Here is a 22,860-nt window from a genome sequence, read left to right on the forward strand (position 1 = left end):
GCTTTCTAGGTTCGGTCGCAAGTCTCGCGCTCGCCTCACTTTCGCTCGGCACCGCCTCGACCGCTTTACTAATATAACTACCTCCACCTTATCTCGTCAAGCAATTTCTGCAGAAAAACTGAAATGCTTTGTAAGCCTTGCACACAATGGGTTGCGGGGTTGATTTTACGAGCGTAATTTTTTTTACTCACAAAACCTTTTCAGCTCAATTTGCTAATCCGCAAAGGTCAGCCAGAGCTACCACTATATTTTTAGCTGTTGAACTATTAGTTGCTTAAGCAAAGTCTTCAGCCAAAGCTAAGCAGCGAGATTCATTGTCGGTTAATTCTCAGAACACAGTGAGTAGTTGGTCATCAACTGTTTTATAAACTGTTTAGCTCATTGTTCTATGGACTGATGGCTTCAGCTTAAGCTGAAGTATTGTCTTGGGAAGAAGAACTATCCGTAGAGAATCATTATTTCTACTTGGCTTTAGCCTTTAGCTTGAGGAGAAGCTGCTTCTGGTGTAGGTTGTGGCGATCGGACAGCATCCTGTGCGGATATGCCCTCACCCTGCATCCCGAACCGCCACAGAACCGCTGCAGCCTCAGCTCGAGTTACCGTTGCCTTTGGTTGAAATAGAGTGGTGAACCCAAAAGCTCGACGAATATTCGCCAAATCGGAGTTTTGATAATCAGCCAGTACTGCTTTCAAGGCTTTGGGCTCAATCTGTGCTGCATCCTGAAAGCCCCAGGTTTGTTGCACTGCATCGACACTGGCCTCTGGAAGCGATCGCCGCATATCCAGTGGCACCTTCCACAACAACAATTCTTCCCGCGTCAACGGCGCATCGGGTCGAAACGCCACCGTTGTTGTATTGCCCGATAACGGACTAGGGATGATTCCTGCATTGGCCAGCCCTTGAATTTCAGCAAAATCGGGATCCGATGCAGGCACATCCTGAAACGCGGGCTGTGACGACTCTACAGCTGTTCGAATTTGCTTATCTGGCTGAGTGGCATAGATTCGATTATTCGCTGCTAGTAACCAACGAGCATACGTCCGTCGCATCACTGGCTCATTTGGGTTAAACTCACTGCCTTCATCCAGCACACCTAGTGCCGCTAAATCCGACAGGTATGGTCGTAGCTGCTCAGGTGCCTCTGCTACATCGCCATAGCGCTGACCTGCCGACGTAATGGGCGACGGTTCTACATTTGATGGGCTGGGATTGATTTCAGATACCAAGTCCCCTGTGGTCTGGTAACTCAGCGTGAACTCTGTTGTCGTTAATTGAGGGCTAGCAGCATCGGTCGTAGCATTGGCTGCATCAGCATTTGAGTTCGATGCAGAACGACTATCATCCGAAAGTTGAGACGTTGCGATCGCCGTTGGTGTAGCCTCATTCGAGCTTGCATCGTTATTCGAAAAAGTGATGCGAACCTGTAGCGATTCCTGCAATGCAACGAGTTCATCATTTGCAGAAGGCTGCACCTGCCAGCGATTTTGCTGAAACTGCTGCTGATAAAATTGCTGCACCTGCTCCGCAGAGTCTCGTGTTTGCCAACGAGTCACCACTTCTGGGCTACCCACGGCACCCGCATCTTCCGATGCTACAGCTTGCTCAACTAGCGTTACTGATTGCAAGGCCGCCCCAGGATATTGGGGAATCACACTGGGAAAATCAGGCGGCAAAGAGGCTCTGGCCTCTAAGCCAGACCCTGGTTGCAAAGCTGGATCTGGGGCGAGCGATCGCTCCAGCGACTCTCGTGACAATCCAGAACAAGCCGTTAGGGGTAATGTAGCAGCGAACAAAAGGCCCACTACCGCAGCAAATCGACGAACGACCACACGCATTAGCTCGAAATCAGCAATACCACGCTAGCGCAAAAGGAGGGAGTAGGGAGCAGGGAGTGGGCAGTAGGGGAAGGGGCTAGGGGCTAGGATTGAGGGACTAATGGGAAAACCAGAGCCTGCGGCTCGTAGTTCGGCTACTCCCGATTCCCAAATCCCGACTCCCTCTCCTCCCCTAGCCTCCAGTCCCTAACTTCTAAACCCTTACACCTTGGGCTTTTCTACCTTGGCAATGTGTAGTTCCTTGAGTTGCTTGTCGTCCACATCGTTGGGGGCGTTGGTGAGCAGACAGCGAGCTTGTTGGGTTTTGGGGAAGGCGATCGCATCTCGAATCGACTCTTCACCTGCTAGCAGCATGACGAGGCGATCCAGACCGTAGGCGATGCCACCATGGGGTGGCGTGCCAAACTCGAATGCTTCGAGGAGGAAGCCAAATTTGTTTTGGGCTTCTTCTTCGGACAAGCCAATCGTTTCGAAGACTTGTTGTTGCAAGTCGGGTTGGTAAATCCGTAGGCTGCCGCCGCCCACTTCAAAGCCGTTATACACCAGGTCATAAGCCTGGGCGCGAGCTGTCTTCAGGTCGTGAGCATCTTCGGGATAGGGTGCGGTGAAGGGATGGTGCAAGGCTTCCAGCCGCTTCTCATCGGCATTCCATTCAAACATAGGGAATTCGACCACCCACAGCAGGTTCACCTTATCAGGATCAATAAGGCTCAGCTCCTTGGCAACAACCTGACGAAGGCGATCCAGCGTCTTGTTCACCGTAGCGGTATCGCCAGCGCCAAACAGCAGCAGGTGACCAGGCTGTGCACCAGTGCGGGTCAAGATTTCCTGCTTTTGCTCATCCGTCAGGTTGTCCTTGATGGCACCAATGGTGTCAATTTCGCCGCCTTCGCGAACACGAATGTAAGCTAGACCGCGAGCACCCGCTTCCGAGGCTTCCTTAAACAAATCTCCACCAGGTTTGATGCGCACGTTAGAAATGGCATCGTTGCCGCCGGGAATAGGCAGAATTTTCACAATGCCGCCTTGCTTCACCGCATCGGCAAAGACCTTGAAGCCCGTACCAGCCACCACATCCGACACGTCCACCAATTCCAGGCCATAGCGGGTATCGGGCTTGTCGCAACCATAGCGATTCATGGCTTCCGCGTAGGTCAACCGGGGAAAGGGACGCGGCAAATCAATGCCCTTCACCTGCTTGAAGATGTGGCAAACGAGTCGCTCGTTAAGATCCAGAATTTCTTCCTGGCTCATGAAGCTCATTTCCATGTCGAGCTGGGTGAATTCAGGCTGGCGATCGGCGCGCAGGTCTTCATCGCGGAAGCAGCGGGCGATCTGGTAATACCGATCAAATCCGGACACCATCAGGATTTGCTTAAACAGCTGGGGTGACTGTGGTAGTGCATAGAATTCCCCAGGGTTAACGCGGCTGGGCACCAAATAGTCTCGTGCGCCTTCGGGCGTGGAGCGAGTGAGGATGGGTGTTTCCAGCTCGATGAAGGCTTCTTCGTCTTCTAAGAAGCGACGGATGGATTTAACAACGGCATGGCGCAGTTGCAGGTTTCGGCTCATGCGATCGCGCCGCAGATCCAAATATCGATAGCGCAAACGCAAATCTTCGCGCACCGATTCTGATTCCGCAGTGGAAACCTGAAATGGCAACTGCTTGCGAACAGAATTCAGTAGTTCGATTTGGTCAGCGTAGATTTCAACTTCGCCTGTAGGCAGTTTGGGGTTGAGCGACTCGGGTGGACGACCTGTAACCCGGCCAGTGATTTTTACCACGTACTCATTCCGTAGCTTGTCGGCAGCTTCGTAGGAGTCGGGCGTGCGCTCTGGGTCGCTCACGATTTGAGCAATTCCTGAGCGATCGCGCACATCCAGAAAAATGACACCTCCGTGGTCGCGGCGACGATCGACCCAGCCATACAGAGTTACCGTTTCTCCAACGTGTTTGGCGCGTAGTTGACCGCAGTAGTGACTTCGCATGGCAGAAATGAGCAGTAGTAAATCGTGAATAGGATTTAAGAAAACCCTTTCATTATCCTGTATTGGCTGCATTCCTGAACGCTTTCCCAAAAAGTTGTGGGAAACAGGACACATGCACGTTTTGGGATCAATGAATCGTCAATAATATAGTTAACGAATAGTCACCTATCGGCAAAATCGCTATCACTTTACGCAAATGGTGACAAAAGGCTAAGCCGATACGCACTCAACCGAGAGATATGACCAGTGACGAGTTGATGAGGGTTTGCAGAGATGATCTGCCCAGTGCTATTGCAACGTGAGTTATGGATAAGCTGAAGTACCCATAGCAAGCGTTTGCACGCTAAGTGCGCTGGATTCAGGCTAGTTGAGTTTCAAAAAGGGGGTTATCTCCGCAATCACCTGGTCAGGTACTTCCAAATGGGGCAACACCCCCGCTTCGGGTATCACACAAAATTCTTGAATTGCGTTTGGATTCAGCAAGGCCAAACGTTTGCCAGTTTCTACCTTGCTAAACCAGGCGCGATCGCCCCACACCATTACTGTTGGCACCTTGAGCTGGGGCAAGTACAGGGCTAAGTCAAAACATAGGTCACCCCGCAACGAGGCCAGCGCACTGTATTGGGCATTTAGTTGCTGCGCAGAAGCCACATAGGCTGCCACAATGTCGTCGGTAATGCGATCGCCCTTGGCAAACAAAAAGCGTTGCATAAATGATCGCACTGCCAGAGCATTGGCAGCTCCCAAGGTGTAAAGCACCATATCAACACCCGGAATTCGCGCCACGAGGGACGATACACCATAACGGTAATCGGCCCCAAAGTCGCCATAGCCCGACGGACACACCAACACCAGCTGACGAAACAGCTCTGGCTGCCGTACCGCCAATTGCACAACTATTCCTGCCATCAGCGACGAGGCAAACACCGTAACCGGCTGTAACTTCAACGCCCGAATGAGTTCCTCAATGATCAGCAGATAATCGTCTACCTGATAGTCCCGCACCGGATGAGCCGACTGTCCCCAACCAATCAGATCTGGGGCAATCACCCGCACGCGATCGCCCAACTGTTGATACAACTGCGACCACTCATACGCCGAAGAGCCACCGCCCAAACTGTGCAAAAACAGCGCAGGCGAATTCTCCAAACCCACAAGGTTAGACACTTGTGTGTAATAGGCCATCACTCCCAAGGACGTGGCGATCGCCTGCTGGCAAAACCCCACAGGTTGGAATTGTTGCATACCTCTGATTGTTACTCGCGTCTAGTCCATCCCTGTTTTCACTGATTTAACCCTCAACTTAGCAGCCCTCAGTTTGTTCAGGCTTTGGCAGTCCATGTTTATCAGGCAAACTTTGGAGGATAACTTATACAAAAACCTACAAAAACCGTCGCTAGGCGGGACGAGGCGATGCTGCACCCTTCACTCGCATCTCTTAGCAGACCGTTAATCCATCCAGCCAATATCATTGCTGGTGAGCTGGGTAGATGGCGGTTCCGGAGAGATGGGACTTTGCAGCACCCGCCTTAGCTCTAGCGAGGTGGTGTGGGCACTAGACTCGGCTTTGCGAGTTGCTGGAGCCAGTGGAGCACTGTTTTTTTGAGCCGCAGGCTTTGCAGCTTCGGCCACTGGCGGCTTTTGTTCAGCTTTTTGCTCTGACAAACGCAGAATCATGGACTTTGCGTCGTCTAGCTCTTGCTTGAGCTTGGCCATGTCGCGAGTATCAGCCTGCAATGCTTTCACAGATGCAACCTGTTCAGCGAGTTCCTGCTCCAACCCTTCAACTTTTCGCTGTAGAATCGCCTCATTTTCCAGCGCTTTTTCCAGCGCCGCTTTTAGCTCATCAACCGAGTCAGCAGCGGAGGTAGCTGTATCGTCTGCTTGGGCAGAGGTGGTTGCTCTGCTAGCGGCTCTGGGAGACGTGGTCGTGGTTTTTGCAGTGGCGGTGGGTTGGGCCGCACTGGTCTTCGCCGTGGTTTTGGCGGTTGTGCCTCTGGCAGCAGCGCTCCGACTTCGAGCAGATGATTTTGTCGTTGCTTTGTCATTTTCGTCTGGCTTAGCTGCACCGTCGGCAGGCTTTTGCATGCCGCCCGCTTCTTCACGCAACACATCCGATAAGCGCCGTTTACTAGCCATTAGTTCCTCCAGTCTCGTTGAATTTCTTCTGCAACTCGGCGATAATCCGCCTCGGCTTCTCGTGCATTTTTTCCACGCCACTGCAACACCGACATCCCCTCTAGTGCGGCTCGCTCATGGGCTTTATATGCTCGGATAAAGGCGTTGCAGGCCGGAATTCCCAGTTCCATCAATGTATTTTGGGCTTCCAGCGCTTCGTTTAAGCTGCGGGGATCAACCCGGGTCAGCAGGACTCGATAGCTTGTTTGAGTCGGCATCACGGTCGATTTTACAGTTTCGATCAATGCGGCCAAGTCAATGGGAGCCGGCGGCGTTGGCAACACCAAATAATCGGCATTGGGCACCAATGTGAGCAAAACCTCTGAATCGAGGGCCGGTGGGGTATCTACCACTACTAGTGTGTAGTCTTTTTGCGATCGCAACGTTTTTAGGTGGCCTACATCGGTTGCCTGGGTAATGGCAAACTCCATTCCCTTGCGGCTGCGCTGTACCCACCACGACGCCGAACCTTGGGGATCGGCATCCACCAGTAAAACCCGATGCTTATCGGCCAAACTTGCAGCCAGGTTGACAGCAGTTGTGGTTTTACCAACTCCTCCCTTTCCATTCATCACCACCAGCACTTTGGGGGCGTTCGAGGCTGATTTCACCAGGCGTGTCCTTGCTCTATCCAACACGGTACCAATATTAGGCCAAATCTTTTGGGATGCACCGTTTACCTTATGGGCTGACTATACATCCTTGTGGGCAAGGCGTTGCCAAACCCACATGCAACTTGATACTTCGCTTGTTTGGGGGAAGCACAGCATCAGCCCAACCTGAGCTAAATAATTGATACACGTTGCGGCGCGATCGCTCCCATCATCATAAAGCTTCGATGAACGGCTACGCCGAAACGATAAAGCTTAGATTTAGCCACACACCATCTCCAAGATTTTACAGAGATTATTGAGTATCAGATATATATCCCTCTGTGAAATTACACCGGAAATTCCACGGAGAGATGTTCTTAGTGTTGGTTCCCTAGACTTTTCTCTTCGGTTATTACCCTACTCCGCCCTATGAAACGCACATCTCAATCCATGGTCAAAGTTTCAGGATTCAAGCTCCTAGAGATTGGAGCTACTGTTGTGGTTTGGGCCGCTTTTCTGTTTTTGCTCAAGTCGGCTGTTCAGCGTGCTCCAGTTGACCAAACAGCTTCTGTTTCAACCCCTCCCGTGCTGGATACTACCTATTAGGGCTGATTTCTGTTGACCCCGATCTAGCCGCGATCGCCATCTGTTGCAGTCTAAGCCTTGCTCCCAAAGCCAATCCCAGCCGACAACCAGCAGGGGTATGAGGGGTGAGACCAGCCACCCCACTGCTTTAAGAGTGCTTTTAGAATTTTTGGAAAGTGCAAACGTTTGGCACACGTCTGCTGGGGGCATCATCATGAGCGATCGCGAGCAAAAGAGTTTGGTAGTTGAGTTGAAGCAAACAAACCACAAGCAACTACAGCCCAACCCTTTTACCACTTATCGAGATCCCGACACCGGGCGCTGGATGGTGGTTAAACCACTTTTACGGTAGGCATGGGCAACACCACCAAGTTTTTTTAGCATTTGGTGACTTGGCTAGAGTTTCTATTTCATATTCACAAGGCTTCCAGGTCTAGACTTGGAAGCCTTGTGTTTTGTCAACACAGAATCAAGCACCAATTCCAGAGGCGAATCAACTGTTTTGCGAGCAGAACTCGCAGTTGGTTGATTTTTTAAGCCCCCGTCAGTTCTGGATCAGCCGAAGCACCCATGGTTGCCGAAGCAACCCCACAAAAGATTCCACCAAATCCCAAGCGTGACACGAACCCTACCAGTTTGAGCGAGATCGCGTTCTAGATCGCATTGGGAAAGTAATGCCGTAAAACTGCTTCGTAGGCTTCATTGACCCGTTGGGCACGTTCTTTGCTACCGCCTGCGTCGGGGTGTGCAGTCTTCATGGCCTGTCGGTAGGCTTGCTTCAGCGTTTCTTGATTGATCGGCACAAAGGGGCCAATGTTGAGCACGGCTAAGTGATCGCTTAGGGAGTTGCCCGCGCGGGCCCCAGTCGCACTGTAATGCTGCGAGTTTTGGGAATGCTGTGACTGCTGGCTGTAGGTTTGCTGGCGGCCTCGTTCTTGCTGAGCCCGCTTGACTACTTGCTCCAAGCCTGCGATCGCCTCCTTTTCCCAGCCAAACAGCTTGAACACATCGGGATAACGAGGTGCGATCGCACTCAGCTTTTTCAACTCGGGTAGCCAGGAATATTGGGGATGGCTCACCATTTGCCATAGGGCTTCTGCAGCCGAGAATCCACCCAATTTGTAAATGTAGTAGCGATCGCCCGTTCGGGGATCAACATGCTGCCCAAATTGTTGCAACACATCTGCCCCGCTGTAGCCAACCCCATCCGGGCCATGTATGAAGGTATACAGTGCAGCCAGCATTGGCGACAGATTGCGCGCCCAGTCCAACTCGCACAGAGCCACCCAATCCGGCGTGTGAAAGAGCGGAGTTTCGACATTGGCATCGCGGTGGCTGGTGCTGTATTGCTCGTAGTCGCCCACCGTGCCCCATGTTTCTTGAATGCGCTGTAGCCACTCTGCCTCGGTTTGGGGTGCAGGCGGGTCTTCGGCCAACTCAACCTGCAATGCCAGTTGCTCGAGCTGCAGTTGCATCGCCTCCAATCGTTGCAGAATTGGTTGAATGAGTGGATCAACTGCTGCCGAAATTTGGCTGGCAACCTGCTGCGAAATCATTTGCGATAGCAAAGTTGTTTGGGCTTCGAGCAGCGATCGCACCTGCTGGGTTGTGGCGGATGCCGGTTCTGATAGAGATGGAGCAGCGGGAGTGGGCGCTTGGTGCATCAAAGCTTGCAGCCGCGTTTCGATCGCCCGTTGATGGTCGGTTAATTGCGTAAGCGTTTCGCTCAGTGCCCGAATTTGCTTGGCTATTTGCACAACCAGGTCTTCCTCAATGGGCAACGTAAGCTGGCCGAGGGGACGTGGCGTTTTGCGAGAATACAGCAGGCGATCGCCCTCAACAGGGCAGTAAATCAGTAAATCAGCTTCCAAATCCAACTCATCGCCAAAGGAGAGTGTGATTTCGCCGGGTTGGTAGGGATGCTTGCCATTGCGCCAATCATCGAGCAGCGACTTGCAAATGTTCACCAATGGAAACCCCGTCGATTGCCTCACCACCCGAGCCGCTGCTTTGGTTGCCCGCACATACAAGCCCGACAACTCGGCGATCGCCTCATCGAGGGTGGCCGCAGTCAGCGTATAGCTAGCCTTAAGGGACTTGGACTTCATGTCAGAAGAAGAGAGCGATGGTTTGCAGCCAAAAACAACGCAAATGATGAAGCCGGATGGTGCAGATAGGCGAGAGCTTCAAATCCGCAGAATCCAGATTCAATCAGGAATTGACAACAGAACCCAAAATCTGGCATATGCTGCCTTTCAAGCTCAGATAAGGCTGATACGAATTCTGTTGTCCAAAGTCTACAGTTTATTCCTGCTTGCCGTCACGGATGTTGCGCAACATGACCCGTTTCCGTGCCAAACCAGAGCATTCTCCCTCAGCCCGTCATCTCCCCTGCCACATCAGATGATACCCATGGATTCATGTCATGGATTCATGTCATGGATTGATGCCATGAGTTGATGCATGGGCATACCACTGCACGATCGCCCGCTTGCAAAGATAAGCACCGCGCCACCCTACGCCGGATGATAGTAAAACGCCACACCCAGCACAATGTACGTGGCTAACAGCAACGCCCCATCCAGCCAGTTCGATCGCCCACTCAAGCTAATGAGATTGGCAACAGTAATCGCAATCACGATCGCAATCACCTCAAACGGGTTGAAATTTAGATCCATCGGTTGGCCCATCCACTGGCCCACCAGCACCAGCACCGGAGCCACAAACAGCGCCACCAGCAAACTTGATCCCAGCGCGATCGACACCGTCAGATCCATATTGTTTTGCGTGGCAACCCGCACCGCCGTGACGTAACCCGCAATATCGCCCAACAGCGGCAGCAAAATCACCCCGGTAAACAGCGGCGTCAGGCCAAACGTATTGGTGACGGACTCTACCACTCCCACAAATAGATCCGACTCAATGGCAACCCCAAGGGTGCTCACAACCAGCACACCCACCCACATGCCGATGTGTGTGGGCTTTACCAGATTGGGATTGGGCTGGCTAATCATTCCCACGTCGTACAGGTAGCTGTGGGTTTTGAGCGAAAACAGCAGCGTCAGGCCATACACAATCATGAGCACAGCCGCCGCAATGATAGACAGGTTCGTAATGGCAACCGGATCAACTACTTGAGAAGTGTTGATCACGATAGTGGGAAGGGCGATCGCCGTCACCGCCAGAGCCATGGTTGGCGCACTCACCCGCACCACGATTTTTTGAAACTCTTGCTCTTTAAACTTCAGCCCACCCCAAAACATGGCTAACCCCAGCACCAGCAGCAAATCTCCCAAAATGCTGCCAGTAATGCTGGCTTTGACAATTTCTACTAATCCTTGCCGGAGCGCCACCAGCGCAATAATCAGTTCAGTTGCATTGCCAAATAGCGCGTTGAGCAAACCACCCACCGCAGGCCCCAACGCCAGCGCCAACTCCTCGGTAGCCGTACTCAGCCAAATCGCCAACGGAGCAATGGCGATCGCCGAGGTGATAAACACAACCAAATCACCCCAATGTAAGGCATCTGCCGCCACCGACAGAGGAATAAACAGCAAGAGAGGAAACGAAATATATTTCTTGAAATTCATAAAATACGATGGACAACCCATAGGCGCACAGACAATCCCAGGCGCAGAGTGGGGTCAAAAAGGTTACTAACTCTACCGTAAAGCCCAAGCTCAAAAGCGGAATGGCCCTTCCTGTAGAGATTGCTCAACGGCCTGCTCATTCGACCTCCAGCGCGAATCGCAGCTCAGCTTAGCCGCACCCATTCCATCCGGATAGGTTTACAGGCTGAACTTGCCCAAACCCTTATCCCAAATGAGCTAGGGCACATCATCCATTCACGGTTAAAGCCGCTCGTACACCGGGAGTGCACCCGCTTTGATGAACCAGAATCTAACATCCTGATGCATGAATTAACTCTAGAACTGTAGCTAGTTTTATGAACGTTCTGTGAAGAAATGACGAAGCGATCGCACCCAATCCACAGCCCAACCTTGCAACCCAGCCATCTACAAAACTCGGGTCAACCAAGAACAAAATTCAACCATGGGCCTCATTTCACCCATATCACCCCGAATTTCTTCTTTTTGGAGACACCTCAGCATTACTTCATAATTTCCGGCTTTTCCAAAGCAATGTGGGTACTCTGAAGCAATAGACCTAGAAGATAGGAGGGTATATGCCGCAAAATCGGCCAACGGTTTTAGTTACAGGCGGAGCCGGATACATTGGTTCCCATGCCGTTCTGTCACTTCAGCAAGCCGGGTATGACGTGGTCGTGCTCGACAACCTGGTCTACGGTCACCGCGATATTGTTGAAAACGTGTTGAAGACAGAACTAGTGGTTGGCGATACCAACGATCGTACCCTGCTGGATCAGCTCTTTGCATCGCGCGATTTTGCTGCGGTCATGCACTTTGCCGCTTATGCCTATGTGGGCGAGTCGGTGACAGAACCTGCCAAATACTACCGGAACAACGTAGTTGGCACGTTAACATTGCTCGAAGCCATGCTGGCAGCCAATATTAAATCCTTTGTGTTCTCTTCGACCTGTGCTACCTACGGCGTACCCGAGACGGTGCCCATTCCCGAAGATCATCCGCAGCGTCCTATCAATCCCTACGGCATGAGCAAACTCATGGTGGAGCACATCCTCAAAGACTTTAGCGCTGCCTACGATTTCAAGTCGGTTATTTTCCGATACTTCAATGCCGCAGGAGCGGACCCCGAAGGTCGCCTAGGCGAAGATCACAATCCCGAAACTCACCTAATTCCGCTGGTGCTACAAACCGCGCTGGGCGTGCGCGAACACATCAAAGTCTTTGGCACTGATTACGATACGCCCGACGGCACATGCATTCGCGATTACATTCACGTCACTGACCTGGCTTCGGCTCACGTCCTGGGGTTGGAATATTTGCTGAAGGGAGGCGACAGCACCATCTTTAACTTGGGGAATGGCAACGGCTTCTCGGTGAAAGAGGTGATTGATACGGCTCGCCAAGTGACGGGACGCGAGATTGCGGTTGTGGAGTGCGATCGCCGTCCTGGAGATCCCCCCGGGTTGGTTGGCAGTGGCGAAAAGGCGGTGCAGGTGCTGGGCTGGAAACCCCAATATGCAGATTTGGGCAACATTTTGACCCACGCCTGGAACTGGCACCAAACTCGCCACGGAAAGTAGGCGATCAGGCGGCGATCGCCCCAATTAGGCCCAAACAAGCTCATGAATCATCAAGAGGATTTTGCAACGGACATGTCCACGCAGAATCCTCTTGCAATATCTGGCATCGGCACACCCAGCACAACCCAACAAAAGGGTTGAAATCAGGCAGGCGACTCAGATTTCCAATGCCATGATGAAGGAGCCTATTGCCGATGGCCACACGGCATCATTATTATTCACCCAAGCAAAACTCAACATTTGATAGCAGCCCGTGAAATATTTTTTTCTCTCGGAAGGATGGGGAATTGGCCGCATTTGGGAACTGGGCGGCCTATGGAATGAAGCTGCATGGCGGCGTAGACCCCATATTTACCGCATGTCGCTTTGTATTTTTGAACGGGGCGATCGCCTGTGGCTGTACCGAGTCGAAGATGCCGTGCTCATGGTGGAAGTAAAGCCCCAATCGCCCGAAGCCGAGGCCGAAGCCAATACCATTGGCCAAGTTGTGCTCAAGCGGCTCATCACTGCCGAGCAAGTGATTGAGCGCCTGTCATCCCCCGACATTACGGTGGATAACGGCGCTCAGCTAGCCAACGAGACTGCTAAACCCAAACGCTAAACCCGAACGCTAAACTGGCACAGTAAATGAGCGCGATCGCCTTCTGAGCCCACAGCGTAACCTACCAGGGATTGCCAATCATCGTAAATGCAGCCCAATAGTAGGGATGAGCCAACGTTTGGCCCAGGATATCTCGCGAGCTTTCGGCTGGCAGAATCGTGCTGCCAACACTGCCCAACCCCTGCAAACGGCCCGACTCATCGACCGAGACCTCGCCTCGCGCCATCGCCAGTTGGGCCTGCCGCAATGCCTCTGCCTTAATGGGCGATGTGCGCAGACTATCGTAAAAGCGAGTCATGAGAGCGGCCGTGGCTGCATCGCTGACATACCACAGGCTAGCTACAGCCGATTTCACTCCGGTTTGCACTGCCAAGCCGGCAAATCCTAGCTCGGCCATGTCATCTCCCAGCGCCGTTCTACAGGCACTCAGCACCAACAGCTCCACAGGCGGATCATTCCACCCCAGCTGCTTGATTTCGTTGAGGCGCAAACGCTCATTCCACAGCTGAATGTAGGACTCGTCTAAACTGCCCGCCACAAAGTCGGCGTGAGTCGCCAAATGAATAATGCCAAACGGCTGTTCTTGGCGAACTGTGGTGAGGTTGTTGATGGTCGTTGTGTCATCAAGGAAAATGCGCCCCGGCCACAGCTTTAGCGCGAGGGTATTGAGTTCTAATGGAACAGCAGGCAGTGGGGTTTGTCCCTGAGTGCTGGCCGAAACCCCCATTGCCAACACTTGGGCATTGCGCACATCGACATAGCGAGTGTCGGTCAGGCTCAAACTGGGCATGAGGCCAATGCTAAAGCGCTCAATAACAAACTGTTTGCCATCGTGCATGGCCGCATAGGGGAGCGATCGCAACCCGGCTGCTGGCAAAAACACCAAGTTATCAATTTCGTACTGCGTCAGTTCTGCAATGAGCGGATCAACAAACCATTGGTAAAGCTGCTGCGACGAAGCGAGATAGCGGGTATTGCGAACGTTGCGCGGATTCGTAACCTGATTGCGAAACTCCTGGGCAACTTGCATCACTTGCTCACGGGTAACTCCAGGCACCCGTCGCCGAACCAGCCCGCCACGAGACGTGACCAGCACCAGTTCCAGCTCGTCGGTCGCGTTAGGAGTCACAACGGTACTCAGCAGATCGCCACCCGCTGGCAAAAAGCTGATGTAAATGAATGCGGGCTTCACACCCGTGGCCTGTTCAATTTCCTGGGCAATGTTTTGAGCATCATCCAAGGTCTTGAACTCGATGGGATCACCCAAGGGCGAAAACTCATCATTCAGCCCCTCCTCAAGCTGGGATGTTCGAGTATCAATTTGGCGCGATCGCCCACTCGGTTCTAGCAAGTCTGGAGGCGGATTCACATCTGGCCGATCCGGCACTGGCTCAACTGGTGGGTCGAACGGTGGCGGTGGCGGCGGTGGTGGCGGTGGCGGATTAATGGACACCGTAAACTCAACCGGAGTTGAAGTCGCCAATACAGGCACGTTGTTGTTGAGATCGCCAGCTTCTATCGTAAAAGCCGTAATCGGCTCCGTCGTTCCCGGAGCCGGAGTGAACACCAGCACATCCGTGCTCAACACCGTATCGCCAACCGCCAAGGGTACACCACCTCGCGTCAGCGTCCCTCCAAGTGCGATCGATGCAATTCGCACAACCGTCACATCCAAGTTCAGATCTGCCACCGAGAAACTCAGAACAAATGTTGCCGAATCACCCGGGTCAACCGAAGTCGATGTAGACCCAGCCAACAGCGTAGGAGCACTATTCACAGATTGAATCGTAATCCCAATCGCCCCTAAGGGCAGAGTCGCAGAGCCTCCAACAGGCAACACCGGAAAACTGCCCGCAGTTAGCTCCCCAGCACCTGTGTTGATGAAACCCACCGTACCATTCGTCAACGGGGAGGCCAAAGAAGCCACCTCAAAAGGAATATTCAACGGCCCACCCGCATGAGTAATGTCAACGATGCCGTCCCCATTGGCCCCCTCCGTCCAAATGCTGAACGGCGTTATCGATTCTGACGATGCATCAAAAATGAAGTCTGTGATGGCGACCAAATCTCCCCGTAGTACCACATTTCCAGCAATTCCATCCACGCTGGTGGTTTCGATACTGCCGATTACGAGGTTTCCATTCGTACTCTGCACGGTGACATCCCCGGCCCCGTAGCCTGCACCAGATGCATCCAGAGTACTAATATCCCCCGTGGTGATATCTCCATCTGCAATGAGCGTGACATCTCCACTTGGGTCAAACCCAAAACTTTCGGTTTCAATATCCCCAGTTGTAATGGTGAAGCTATCAATGTCTACAGCTCCTCCATCCGTAAAGATGCCAAAGATACTGACATTTCCTGACCCATCAATGGTCACATCGCCCGCATCGGTGCCAATGAATCCTGTGATAATGTCGCCACCCGTTGCGGTGAGAGAAAGATTGCCGCCTGTGGCGAAATTTCCAGTACTAATATCCTGCGTGTTGATGCTGGCTCCTGTCATTGTGACAGCGCCTCCAGCGGTTATAATCTCGCCCGTTGTGATGTTGCCACCCGTTGCAGTGAGTGAGATCAAGCCTCCAAGTGGGCCAATCGTGAGCGGCTCTGTGTCAATACCATTGGTGAGAATGCTGGCGGCAGATATGGTAAAGCTAGCCCCATTGGTAATGAAGTTGGTGAAGCCTGCGTTGAAGGCGCCGCCCGCCTCAAACGTGACAGAATCGGGTGGGCCTTCGCCATCGCCCACAAAATTCAGCGTGGGCACATCACTAAGGAATGTGATGTTGTTGGCAGCTTGCAAAATAATGTTGCCACCCTGGCTCGCAAGCGTTGTGGCATTGATGGTGATAGTTTGACCTGGAAAGTCACTCAATAAAATGTCGGGGAGTGCCGCAGTGACGGTGGCTGGGTCATCGGCTGCGGTAGAAATGATGATGTTTTCGGGATCGAGCAGGAGGGTGCCAAAGGCTCCATTGAAGGCGCTGACATCCACTTGTCCGTTAAAGCTTAGCGTTTGCTTACCCGACACTTCTACAAAGCCGCCGTTGCCACCATTGGGGCCTCCCGTCGCAGTAATGGTGCCATCAAAGACTGTTAAATCATCGGCCCATACAAACACATTGCCGCCATTGCCCGTTTGGGTGGCATTGGCCGATAGGGTTGAGCTGCTGTTGATGATGGTGCGGGTGGCGTTGAAGACATTGCCATTGCCCTGGTAGTCGCCCCCAATGCGCAGAGTGCCGCCTCCTGCGGGTGCATTGGCGGTGATGGTGGCATTCATCACTCCAATGCGATCGCCCAACACATTCACTTCTGGTGTACCCGCGGTGGGGGTAGAGGCGTTGATAGTTCCAGAGGCAATCGCCGTTCCCGCAGTGGTTGGAATCGTGAGTCCCGAGCCAGTTAGTTGCACCGAGCCATCCGGGTTTACCATGAGCCCAGTCGCACTGGTAACACTGCCGCCTGTCAGCAGTTGTGGCAGTGATTGAGGAGCCAGGGCGATCGGGTTGACATCTTCCGTGGCGGCGGCGGCAGAAGGCGTGCTCAAGCTATCCACTTCCAAACTAAGCAAGCTGCCCGTTTGGCTAATGCGCACTAGCGACGTGCCTGGTACTGCGGCCAGGGTAATGGTGCCATTGGGGGCTGTGAGGGTGCCCGTATTCACGGCAGTCCCACCCAGCAGCGTCAGGTTTTGGCCAGGATTCACCGTGAGGTTGCCAGCATTGATCAGGGCACCCGGTTGCGACAGGGTGAAGGCAAAGTTGCTGGGATTGCCCGTCAAGATGGAGTAGTCGTTGGCTCCGGCGGCACTAAACCAACCGTTGGTAAACCCAATGCCCGTAGCGGTTGTAGCAAAAAAGGAGGCGGGTAAATCGAGCTGCGCATTCGAACCAAAAATCACCCCCGCTGGGTTCATGAAAAAGAGGTTGGCATTGCCGTTGCTGACCCGCAGCAGTCCGTCAATGACCGAGGCATCGCCACCAACCACCCGCGTCAAAATGTTTTGCAGCGCCGGATTGGACTGGAAGTTAGCAATTTCGTTTTCGCTAATGCCAAACCGCTCAAAGCTATGGAATAGGTTGGCTCCGTTGCCAGATTGGCTGCCGCCTGTAATGGTATACGTGTTGCCGGTTTGGTTAACAGCGGAACCAGTACCATCCGCTGCTGGCAGAATAGATTGCGCTAGGGCAGCGGGTGCGATCGCCCCACCCATCGCACCGCTGAGGGTCAAGGTGAGTAACGCCGCGCCTGCCTGTTGCCAATGGGTCAACTGTCGCGCTTTTGGTAAAGAAGCCTGTCGCGGCTTGAGCGATACCCGCTCGCGCAAACGGCCATTGTGAACCTGAAGTTTGAGGTCTAGGACGTAGCGATCGCTCAATCCCCGTCGTTTCAGTGCCCGGTTCACCGCCTCATAGGATCCCCAAATTTGCTGCATTCGCCGGGATGACGACATACTGCCGGGGTGCGTGCGGTAGTAATACAGCGGCTCCTGTAGGTGATAAATTTCTGTAATTTCCGACAGCCGCAGACACAGATCGTAGTCATAGGCATACTCACAGCTAGCATCAATTCCACCCGCCTGCTCAAACACCGATCGCCGCATCAGGCGAAAGTGAAAGGTCATAAAGTCCAGCAGCAGCCGATCTTTGGAATAGGGAATGGTGCACCGTTGGCCCAAGCCCCGACAATGGCCCTCGGCATCGATATTCCAATGGTTGCTGTACACCATTCCCACGACGGGCTGTTGGTTGAGGACGGCGATCGTTCGCTCCAATGCAGTTGGGGCTAACAGGTCATCGCTATCGACCCAGCCGATGTATGGACCCGATGTTGCGGCAATGCTGGCTTTGCGGGCAGCGGTTTTTCCCAGATGAGGGGCGGCTACCACACGAATGCGCGCATCTTGCTGGGCGTATTGCTGGGCAATTTCGACTGAGCGATCGCTCGACCCATCATCCCAAATCAGCAGTTCAAAATTCCGATAGGTTTGGGCCAACACGCTGGCGATCGCCGCAGCCAAATAGCGCTCGCGGTTATAGCAAAGAATGACGACAGAAACAGGAGCCACCATAGCAAAACGCCTACCGCAACCATGATCAAAAGCCTGTCCACCAACTTACGCTAGGCCATTCCAAAATCCGCACAGGCGACACTAATCTTTAATGTTTCAGTGTGTAAAAGCAGGGGTAAAACCAGTCAGCCCCAGCACTTGGTGCAGCAGTGCCCATGAATTCGCCGACGCGATATCGCCAGAATGGGTGATTCCCCAGCCCATCCCATTTGCCAAGATGAGGGAAATTCTTAACAAATCTCCGAACAATCCCTACTTCGAGCAAGCCCTCCATTTGGCAGCACCAAACGTTATGACCACAGGCAAACAGCATATTTCATCTCGCTCCCGGCTGCTGGGTTTGGCTGGAGGTGCGATCGCGCTTGCCCTTTTGGGTGTCGGCATGGCTCGTATCCTAAATTTGGGACAGGCCAACCAAACTGCCGAAACTGAAGTCGTCACGACTCCCCAGCGAGTTGAAGTGGTGGCATTGGGTCGGGTAGAGCCTCGTGGCGAAGTGATTCGCCTGGGTGGGCCAAGCGGCGAGCGCATTCAGCGGCTAGATGTAAGTCAGGGAGATGATGTTCAGCGTGGAGCAGTGATTGCGGTGCTGGACAGCTATGACGAGCGCTTGGCCGAGCGCGATGTAGCCGCCGCCCAGCTCAGCGAAGCCCAACAGCAGCTTCGAGCGCAAACCTCCGTTGGCGAAGCCCAAATTCAAGAAGCCCAAACCCGATTACAGCAGGTAGAAGAGCCTTCCCAGTTTGAACTAGATGCCCAACAGGCCCGCGCTCGTGAGCTAGAAGCCTCGCTAGATTTGGCCAATCAAGATCTACAACGCAACCAGCGGCTCTATGCAGAAGGCGCCATATCTCGCCAAGAGCTGGATCGGCAAGAAACCCAAGTGCAGCAACTGCGAGAGCAGCTCAACAATGCGCAAGCCAGCCTTATTCGCCTAGAGCGATCGCTCCAGGCAGAGGCCCGCAACGCCCAGGCCCAGCTCCAATCTGAGCGGGCATCATTAACCCTGTCTCAGGTTCAGTCTGCCGTCGCGTCTGCCGAGCAAAACCTCAAGCTTGCCGAAGCCCGACTGGAGCGCACGTTAATTCGCGCCCCTCAGGATGGACGAATTTTGCGCATTCTTACCCACAGTGGCGAAACCATTGGCCAAGATGGTGGAGTGTTGGAAATGGGCGACACCAGCCAAATGTACGTCGTGGCCGAGGTGTACGAAAGCGACATTGGGCTGGTTGAACCGGGGCAACAAGCCACCATCACCAGTCGCAACAACGCGTTTGACCAAACCCTAACGGGAACCGTAGAACAGGTCGGCTGGCAAATTTTTAAAAATGACGTACTGGATGATGACCCCGCCGCGAATGCCGACGCCCGCGTTGTAGAGGTGAAGGTGCGGCTCAACCAGGGAGAAGCCGTCGCCAGCCTCACCAACTTACAGGTTGATGTGCGCATTGAGGTGAGGTAGCTCGATGAGAACTCCTCTGGCTTATCTAAATTTGGTGCATGAGCGCACACGGTTAATTGTGGCGATCGCAGGTGTGGCTTTTGCCGTCATTCTCGTGTTCATGAACCTGGGCTTTTTGGGATCTTTGGCCAAAACTGCCAGCTTGTTTTATCGGCAAATGAATGCTGATATTTTTCTAATCTCGCCGCAAGCCCTAGAAATTACCACAACGAAAGCTTTTCCAATTGAGCGCCTTTATCAGGCAGCCGGAGTCGCAGGCGTAGAGCGCACCATGCCCCTGTATATGGGTTATCTTCAGTGGCGCAATCCTGAAACGGGGAAGAGCCGAGGTATTTTCGCCTTTGGCTTTAACCTGAACGATCCAGCGTTTTTGCTGCCAGAGCTGCAAGACCCCACCAATTTGGCCATTCTGCGACAGCCCGATACAGTCTTCATTGACAAGTTTTCTCGGCCTGAGTACGGCCCACAAACCGCAGGTACCGAAACAGAAGTCGATCGCCGTCGGGTCGTCATTGGTGGGCAATATGCATTAGGTGGAGCCTTTGCTGCTGATGCCACGCTCATCATGAGCGACCAAAACTATCGTCGCTATTTTGATCCGATTCCACTCCGACTGGTGAACCTGGGTCTGGTCAAGCTAGAGCCAGGTGCCGATCTAGAAGTTGTGTTGGCAAAATTGCGGCAGGTCTTGCCCGCAGATGTGCGCGTATTAGGCATCGAAGACATGATCAAGAGCGATCGCGACTATTGGATTGGCACAACCTCTACCGGCTTTATCTTTGGTTTAGGGGTGGCCGTGTCTTGCGTGGTAGGCGTGGTGATTGTGTACCAAATTTTGTACACCGATATTTCCAGCCACATGAAGCAATACGCCACGCTCAAGGCCATGGGCTACCGCAGCCGCTATCTCTTCGTGACGGTGCTTCAGGAAGCAGTGATTTTGTCGGTGATGGGCTATATTCCGGGCTTCATCGTTTCGCTAGGGCTGTATGAACTCACGACTCAAGCCACGAGCGGTGGTTTGCCCATTTCCATGGAGTTGGGGCGGGCGATCGCCGTGTTTGTGCTCACCATGGCCATGTGTTCCCTGTCAGGTCTCATTTCCGTGAACAAGGTCGTCTCGGCCGATCCTGCCGATGTGTTCTCATGAAACGCCTACGTACTCCCCTAGCCTGGTTCAATCTCACCTACGAGCGGCGACGGTTGCTCACCGCCTTAGCAGGTGTATCATTTGCCGTGCTGCTCATGTTTATGTTTCGCGGCTTTCAAAACGCACTATTTGACAGCCAGGTACAGCTGCTCCAGCAGCTCAACGGCGAAATTGTCATGGTCAGCCAAATTAAATATTCCATGTTTATTCCCGAGCAGTTTGCCCGACGACGGCTGTACCAGGCTCAAGCCTTTGCAGGCGTTGAAAATGCCTATGCGTTTTACATCACCACGGGCAACTGGAAAAATCCAGTGACAAAGGAGGTGCGCCCCCTACGGGTATTGGCGTTCAACCCTGACGAACCCGTGCTACCCCTACCGGGAATTTTGGCCAATCGCGATGCCTTAAAGCTGCCATGGACGGTATTGATTGACGATCAATCCCGCGATGAAGTAGGCCCCACTGAACCCGGCATCGAAACCGAGCTGGCAGAAAAGCGGGTGCGCTTGGTCGGCACCTACAGCCTGGGCACCGATTTCGCTTCGGGCAATGGCAACGTGGTCATGAGCGATCAAAACTTTTTGCGGTTTTTCTCCAATTTGGGGCCAGATGAAGATAGTCGCGACCTCAGCACGGTGGATATTGGCCTCTTGAAACTGGCTGCTGGTAGCAACCCCGTGGCGATCGCCCGCACCCTGCGCCAACAGTTGCCCAACGACATCTCTATCTACACCAAAGATGAGTTTGTCGATGTAGAGCTCACCTATTGGCGCGAAAACACGGCGATCGGCTTCGTCTTTACCTTGCTTACCACCATGAGCTTTGCGGTGGGCGTCATCCTGGTCTACCAAATTCTGTACACCGACATCTCCGACCACTGGAAGGAATACGCCACGCTCAAGGCCATGGGCTACACCAATCGTTATTTGTTGGGAGTAGTCGTCCAGGGTGCTCTCATTCTGGGTATTTTGGGCTTTGTCCCAGGCTACCTCATCAGCCTAATTCTGTATCGCCTCACAGCCAGCACCACCGGACTCCTCATGCAAATGACGCTGGGCCGCAGCCTCAACCTGCTCATCGCCACCCTGTTGATGTGCCTCATTTCTGGGGCGATCGCCGTTCGCAAAGTCCAGGCCGCCGATCCCGCCGAGGTATTCGGTTCCTAGTTTCGATTCGTACAATAGGAATTATGATGAGCAACGCCGCCACGACTCCAGACAACCCCATCCCATCCTCCACAACACAAGCCGAGGGTGATTGGGCGGTGCACGTTCAAAGCCTTAACTTTTTCTTTGGCCAAGGCGAGCTACGCAAACAGGTCCTGTTTAACATCAACCTCCAATTGCCCAAAGGCCAAATCGTCATTATGACCGGGCCATCTGGTTCCGGCAAAACAACCTTGCTTACTCTCATCGGAGCGTTACGCACCGTCCGCGACGGCAGCTTAAAGGTACTCGGCCGCGAAATTGTGGGCATGAGCCGCCCCCAACTGGTGAACGTACGGCGCAACATTGGGTTCATTTTTCAGGCACATAATCTATTTGAGTCCTTGTCCGCCTCACAAAATGTAGAAATGGCGGTGGAACTCACCCGCGACTGGGCCGAAAAGCGCCGCCGTGCCGTCGAGATTTTGACCCAGCTCGGTCTAGCCGAACGGGTAGACTACAAGCCCAAAGCTCTATCGGGAGGTCAAAAACAACGGGTGGCGATCGCCCGTGCCCTCGTCAACCAACCACCCCTTATCCTGGCCGACGAACCCACCGCCGCCCTCGACAAAAAATCGGGGCGCGACGTTGTTACCCTCATGCAGCACCTCGCCAAAGAACAAGGCCGCACCATCCTCATGGTCACCCACGACAATCGCATCCTCGACGTAGCCGATCGCATCATCACCATGGTGGATGGCCATTTAGAATCCGACGAAAACCTAACTCAATTTGAAGCCAATCACGATCCCACTCATCTAGAACACCGCATGTTCATCATGTAGAGCAAACAAGAGAACCGCTAAACAAGTCCGCATTTTATAAATCGCCTTCAATCGGCATGAGGCATACAGTTCCGGTTGTTTGTGGTGGATACAATTTTTTTTGAGATCAAGGGGGTTTACAAGAAGGGATGGGAGTTGATATAGTGGCAAAGCGCTCGAAGAACGGCCCACATATACAGCGCCCTAAGAGCAGCCCAAGCGCTATAGATGGTGT

General features: G+C 53.2%; 16 protein-coding genes. 8 read left to right on the top strand and 8 right to left on the bottom strand.

What is annotated here, in order from left to right:
* Window positions 1-471: 471 nt before the first annotated feature.
* The 5 genes from ACQ4M4_RS27475 to ACQ4M4_RS27495 form a co-directional block, all read right to left on the bottom strand.
* A complete protein-coding gene (locus ACQ4M4_RS27475) occupies window positions 472-1,830 on the bottom strand; it encodes an S-layer homology domain-containing protein (RefSeq protein ID WP_430687680.1) in 1,359 nt (452 codons plus the stop codon).
* 207 nt (window positions 1,831-2,037) lie between these two features.
* Window positions 2,038-3,825 (bottom strand): aspartate--tRNA ligase, encoded by a 1,788-nt coding sequence (aspS, locus tag ACQ4M4_RS27480; protein WP_430687681.1) that lies wholly within the window; start codon window positions 3,823-3,825, stop codon window positions 2,038-2,040.
* 363 nt (window positions 3,826-4,188) lie between these two features.
* Entirely contained in the window at window positions 4,189-5,070 is an 882-nt protein-coding gene (locus ACQ4M4_RS27485; RefSeq protein WP_430687682.1) for an alpha/beta fold hydrolase, read from the bottom strand.
* A 204-nt stretch (window positions 5,071-5,274) separates the two neighbouring features.
* Window positions 5,275-5,964, bottom strand: a complete 690-nt coding sequence (locus ACQ4M4_RS27490) for a hypothetical protein (protein WP_430687683.1) — start codon at window positions 5,962-5,964, stop codon at window positions 5,275-5,277.
* Window positions 5,964-6,614, bottom strand: a complete 651-nt coding sequence (locus ACQ4M4_RS27495; protein ID WP_430687684.1) for a ParA family protein — start codon at window positions 6,612-6,614, stop codon at window positions 5,964-5,966. The genes ACQ4M4_RS27490 and ACQ4M4_RS27495 overlap by 1 nt, the downstream gene beginning before the upstream one ends.
* Before the next feature lie 411 nt (window positions 6,615-7,025).
* Here ACQ4M4_RS27495 and ACQ4M4_RS27500 point away from each other — a divergent pair, with 411 nt between their 5' ends.
* Entirely contained in the window at window positions 7,026-7,202 is a 177-nt protein-coding gene (locus ACQ4M4_RS27500; RefSeq protein WP_430687685.1) for a hypothetical protein, read from the top strand.
* A gap of 632 nt (window positions 7,203-7,834) precedes the next feature.
* Here the strand turns inward: ACQ4M4_RS27500 and ACQ4M4_RS27505 are convergent.
* Window positions 7,835-9,289, bottom strand: a complete 1,455-nt coding sequence (locus ACQ4M4_RS27505; RefSeq protein ID WP_430687686.1) for a hypothetical protein — start codon at window positions 9,287-9,289, stop codon at window positions 7,835-7,837.
* Between ACQ4M4_RS27505 and ACQ4M4_RS27510 the strand changes: the two genes are divergently transcribed.
* Window positions 9,288-9,641: a hypothetical protein gene (locus tag ACQ4M4_RS27510; RefSeq protein ID WP_430687687.1), complete on the top strand. Its 354-nt coding sequence runs from the start codon at window positions 9,288-9,290 to the stop codon at window positions 9,639-9,641. The genes ACQ4M4_RS27505 and ACQ4M4_RS27510 overlap by 2 nt on opposite strands.
* A gap of 56 nt (window positions 9,642-9,697) precedes the next feature.
* Here the strand turns inward: ACQ4M4_RS27510 and cax are convergent, their stop codons facing one another.
* A complete protein-coding gene (cax, locus tag ACQ4M4_RS27515; RefSeq protein WP_430687688.1) occupies window positions 9,698-10,771 on the bottom strand; it encodes a calcium/proton exchanger in 1,074 nt (357 codons plus the stop codon).
* 596 nt (window positions 10,772-11,367) lie between these two features.
* Here cax and galE point away from each other — a divergent pair.
* Both galE and ACQ4M4_RS27525 read left to right on the top strand, forming a co-directional pair.
* On the top strand, window positions 11,368-12,369 hold the full coding sequence (gene galE, locus ACQ4M4_RS27520; RefSeq protein WP_430687689.1) for a UDP-glucose 4-epimerase GalE: 1,002 nt from the start codon (window positions 11,368-11,370) through the stop codon (window positions 12,367-12,369).
* A gap of 253 nt (window positions 12,370-12,622) precedes the next feature.
* The gene (locus ACQ4M4_RS27525) at window positions 12,623-12,970 is read left to right on the top strand and encodes a hypothetical protein (protein WP_430687690.1); all 348 of its coding nucleotides are present in this window, start codon (window positions 12,623-12,625) and stop codon (window positions 12,968-12,970) included.
* 61 nt (window positions 12,971-13,031) lie between these two features.
* Here the strand turns inward: ACQ4M4_RS27525 and ACQ4M4_RS27530 are convergent, their stop codons facing one another.
* Window positions 13,032-18,044: a CHAT domain-containing protein gene (locus ACQ4M4_RS27530; protein ID WP_430687691.1), complete on the bottom strand. Its 5,013-nt coding sequence runs from the start codon at window positions 18,042-18,044 to the stop codon at window positions 13,032-13,034.
* A gap of 292 nt (window positions 18,045-18,336) precedes the next feature.
* Here ACQ4M4_RS27530 and ACQ4M4_RS27535 point away from each other — a divergent pair, with 292 nt between their 5' ends.
* The 4 genes from ACQ4M4_RS27535 to ACQ4M4_RS27550 are packed head-to-tail and all read left to right on the top strand — an operon-like array spanning window position 18,337 to window position 22,646.
* Window positions 18,337-19,506, top strand: coding sequence for an efflux RND transporter periplasmic adaptor subunit (locus ACQ4M4_RS27535; RefSeq protein WP_430687692.1), 1,170 nt, complete (start codon window positions 18,337-18,339; stop codon window positions 19,504-19,506).
* A gap of 4 nt (window positions 19,507-19,510) precedes the next feature.
* Window positions 19,511-20,656 carry an ABC transporter permease DevC gene (gene devC, locus ACQ4M4_RS27540; protein WP_430687693.1) on the top strand — a complete coding sequence of 382 codons (1,146 nt, stop codon included), beginning with the start codon at window positions 19,511-19,513 and terminating at the stop codon, window positions 20,654-20,656.
* Window positions 20,653-21,822 (top strand): ABC transporter permease DevC, encoded by a 1,170-nt coding sequence (gene devC, locus ACQ4M4_RS27545; protein WP_430687694.1) that lies wholly within the window; start codon window positions 20,653-20,655, stop codon window positions 21,820-21,822. Before devC (ACQ4M4_RS27540) ends, devC (ACQ4M4_RS27545) begins: the two co-directional genes overlap by 4 nt.
* Before the next feature lie 23 nt (window positions 21,823-21,845).
* Window positions 21,846-22,646 (top strand): DevA family ABC transporter ATP-binding protein, encoded by an 801-nt coding sequence (locus ACQ4M4_RS27550; protein WP_430687695.1) that lies wholly within the window; start codon window positions 21,846-21,848, stop codon window positions 22,644-22,646.
* Window positions 22,647-22,860 lie beyond the last annotated feature (214 nt).

Source organism: Leptolyngbya sp. AN02str (genome assembly GCF_050565595.1).
GTDB lineage: Bacteria > Cyanobacteriota > Cyanobacteriia > Elainellales > Elainellaceae > Kaiparowitsia.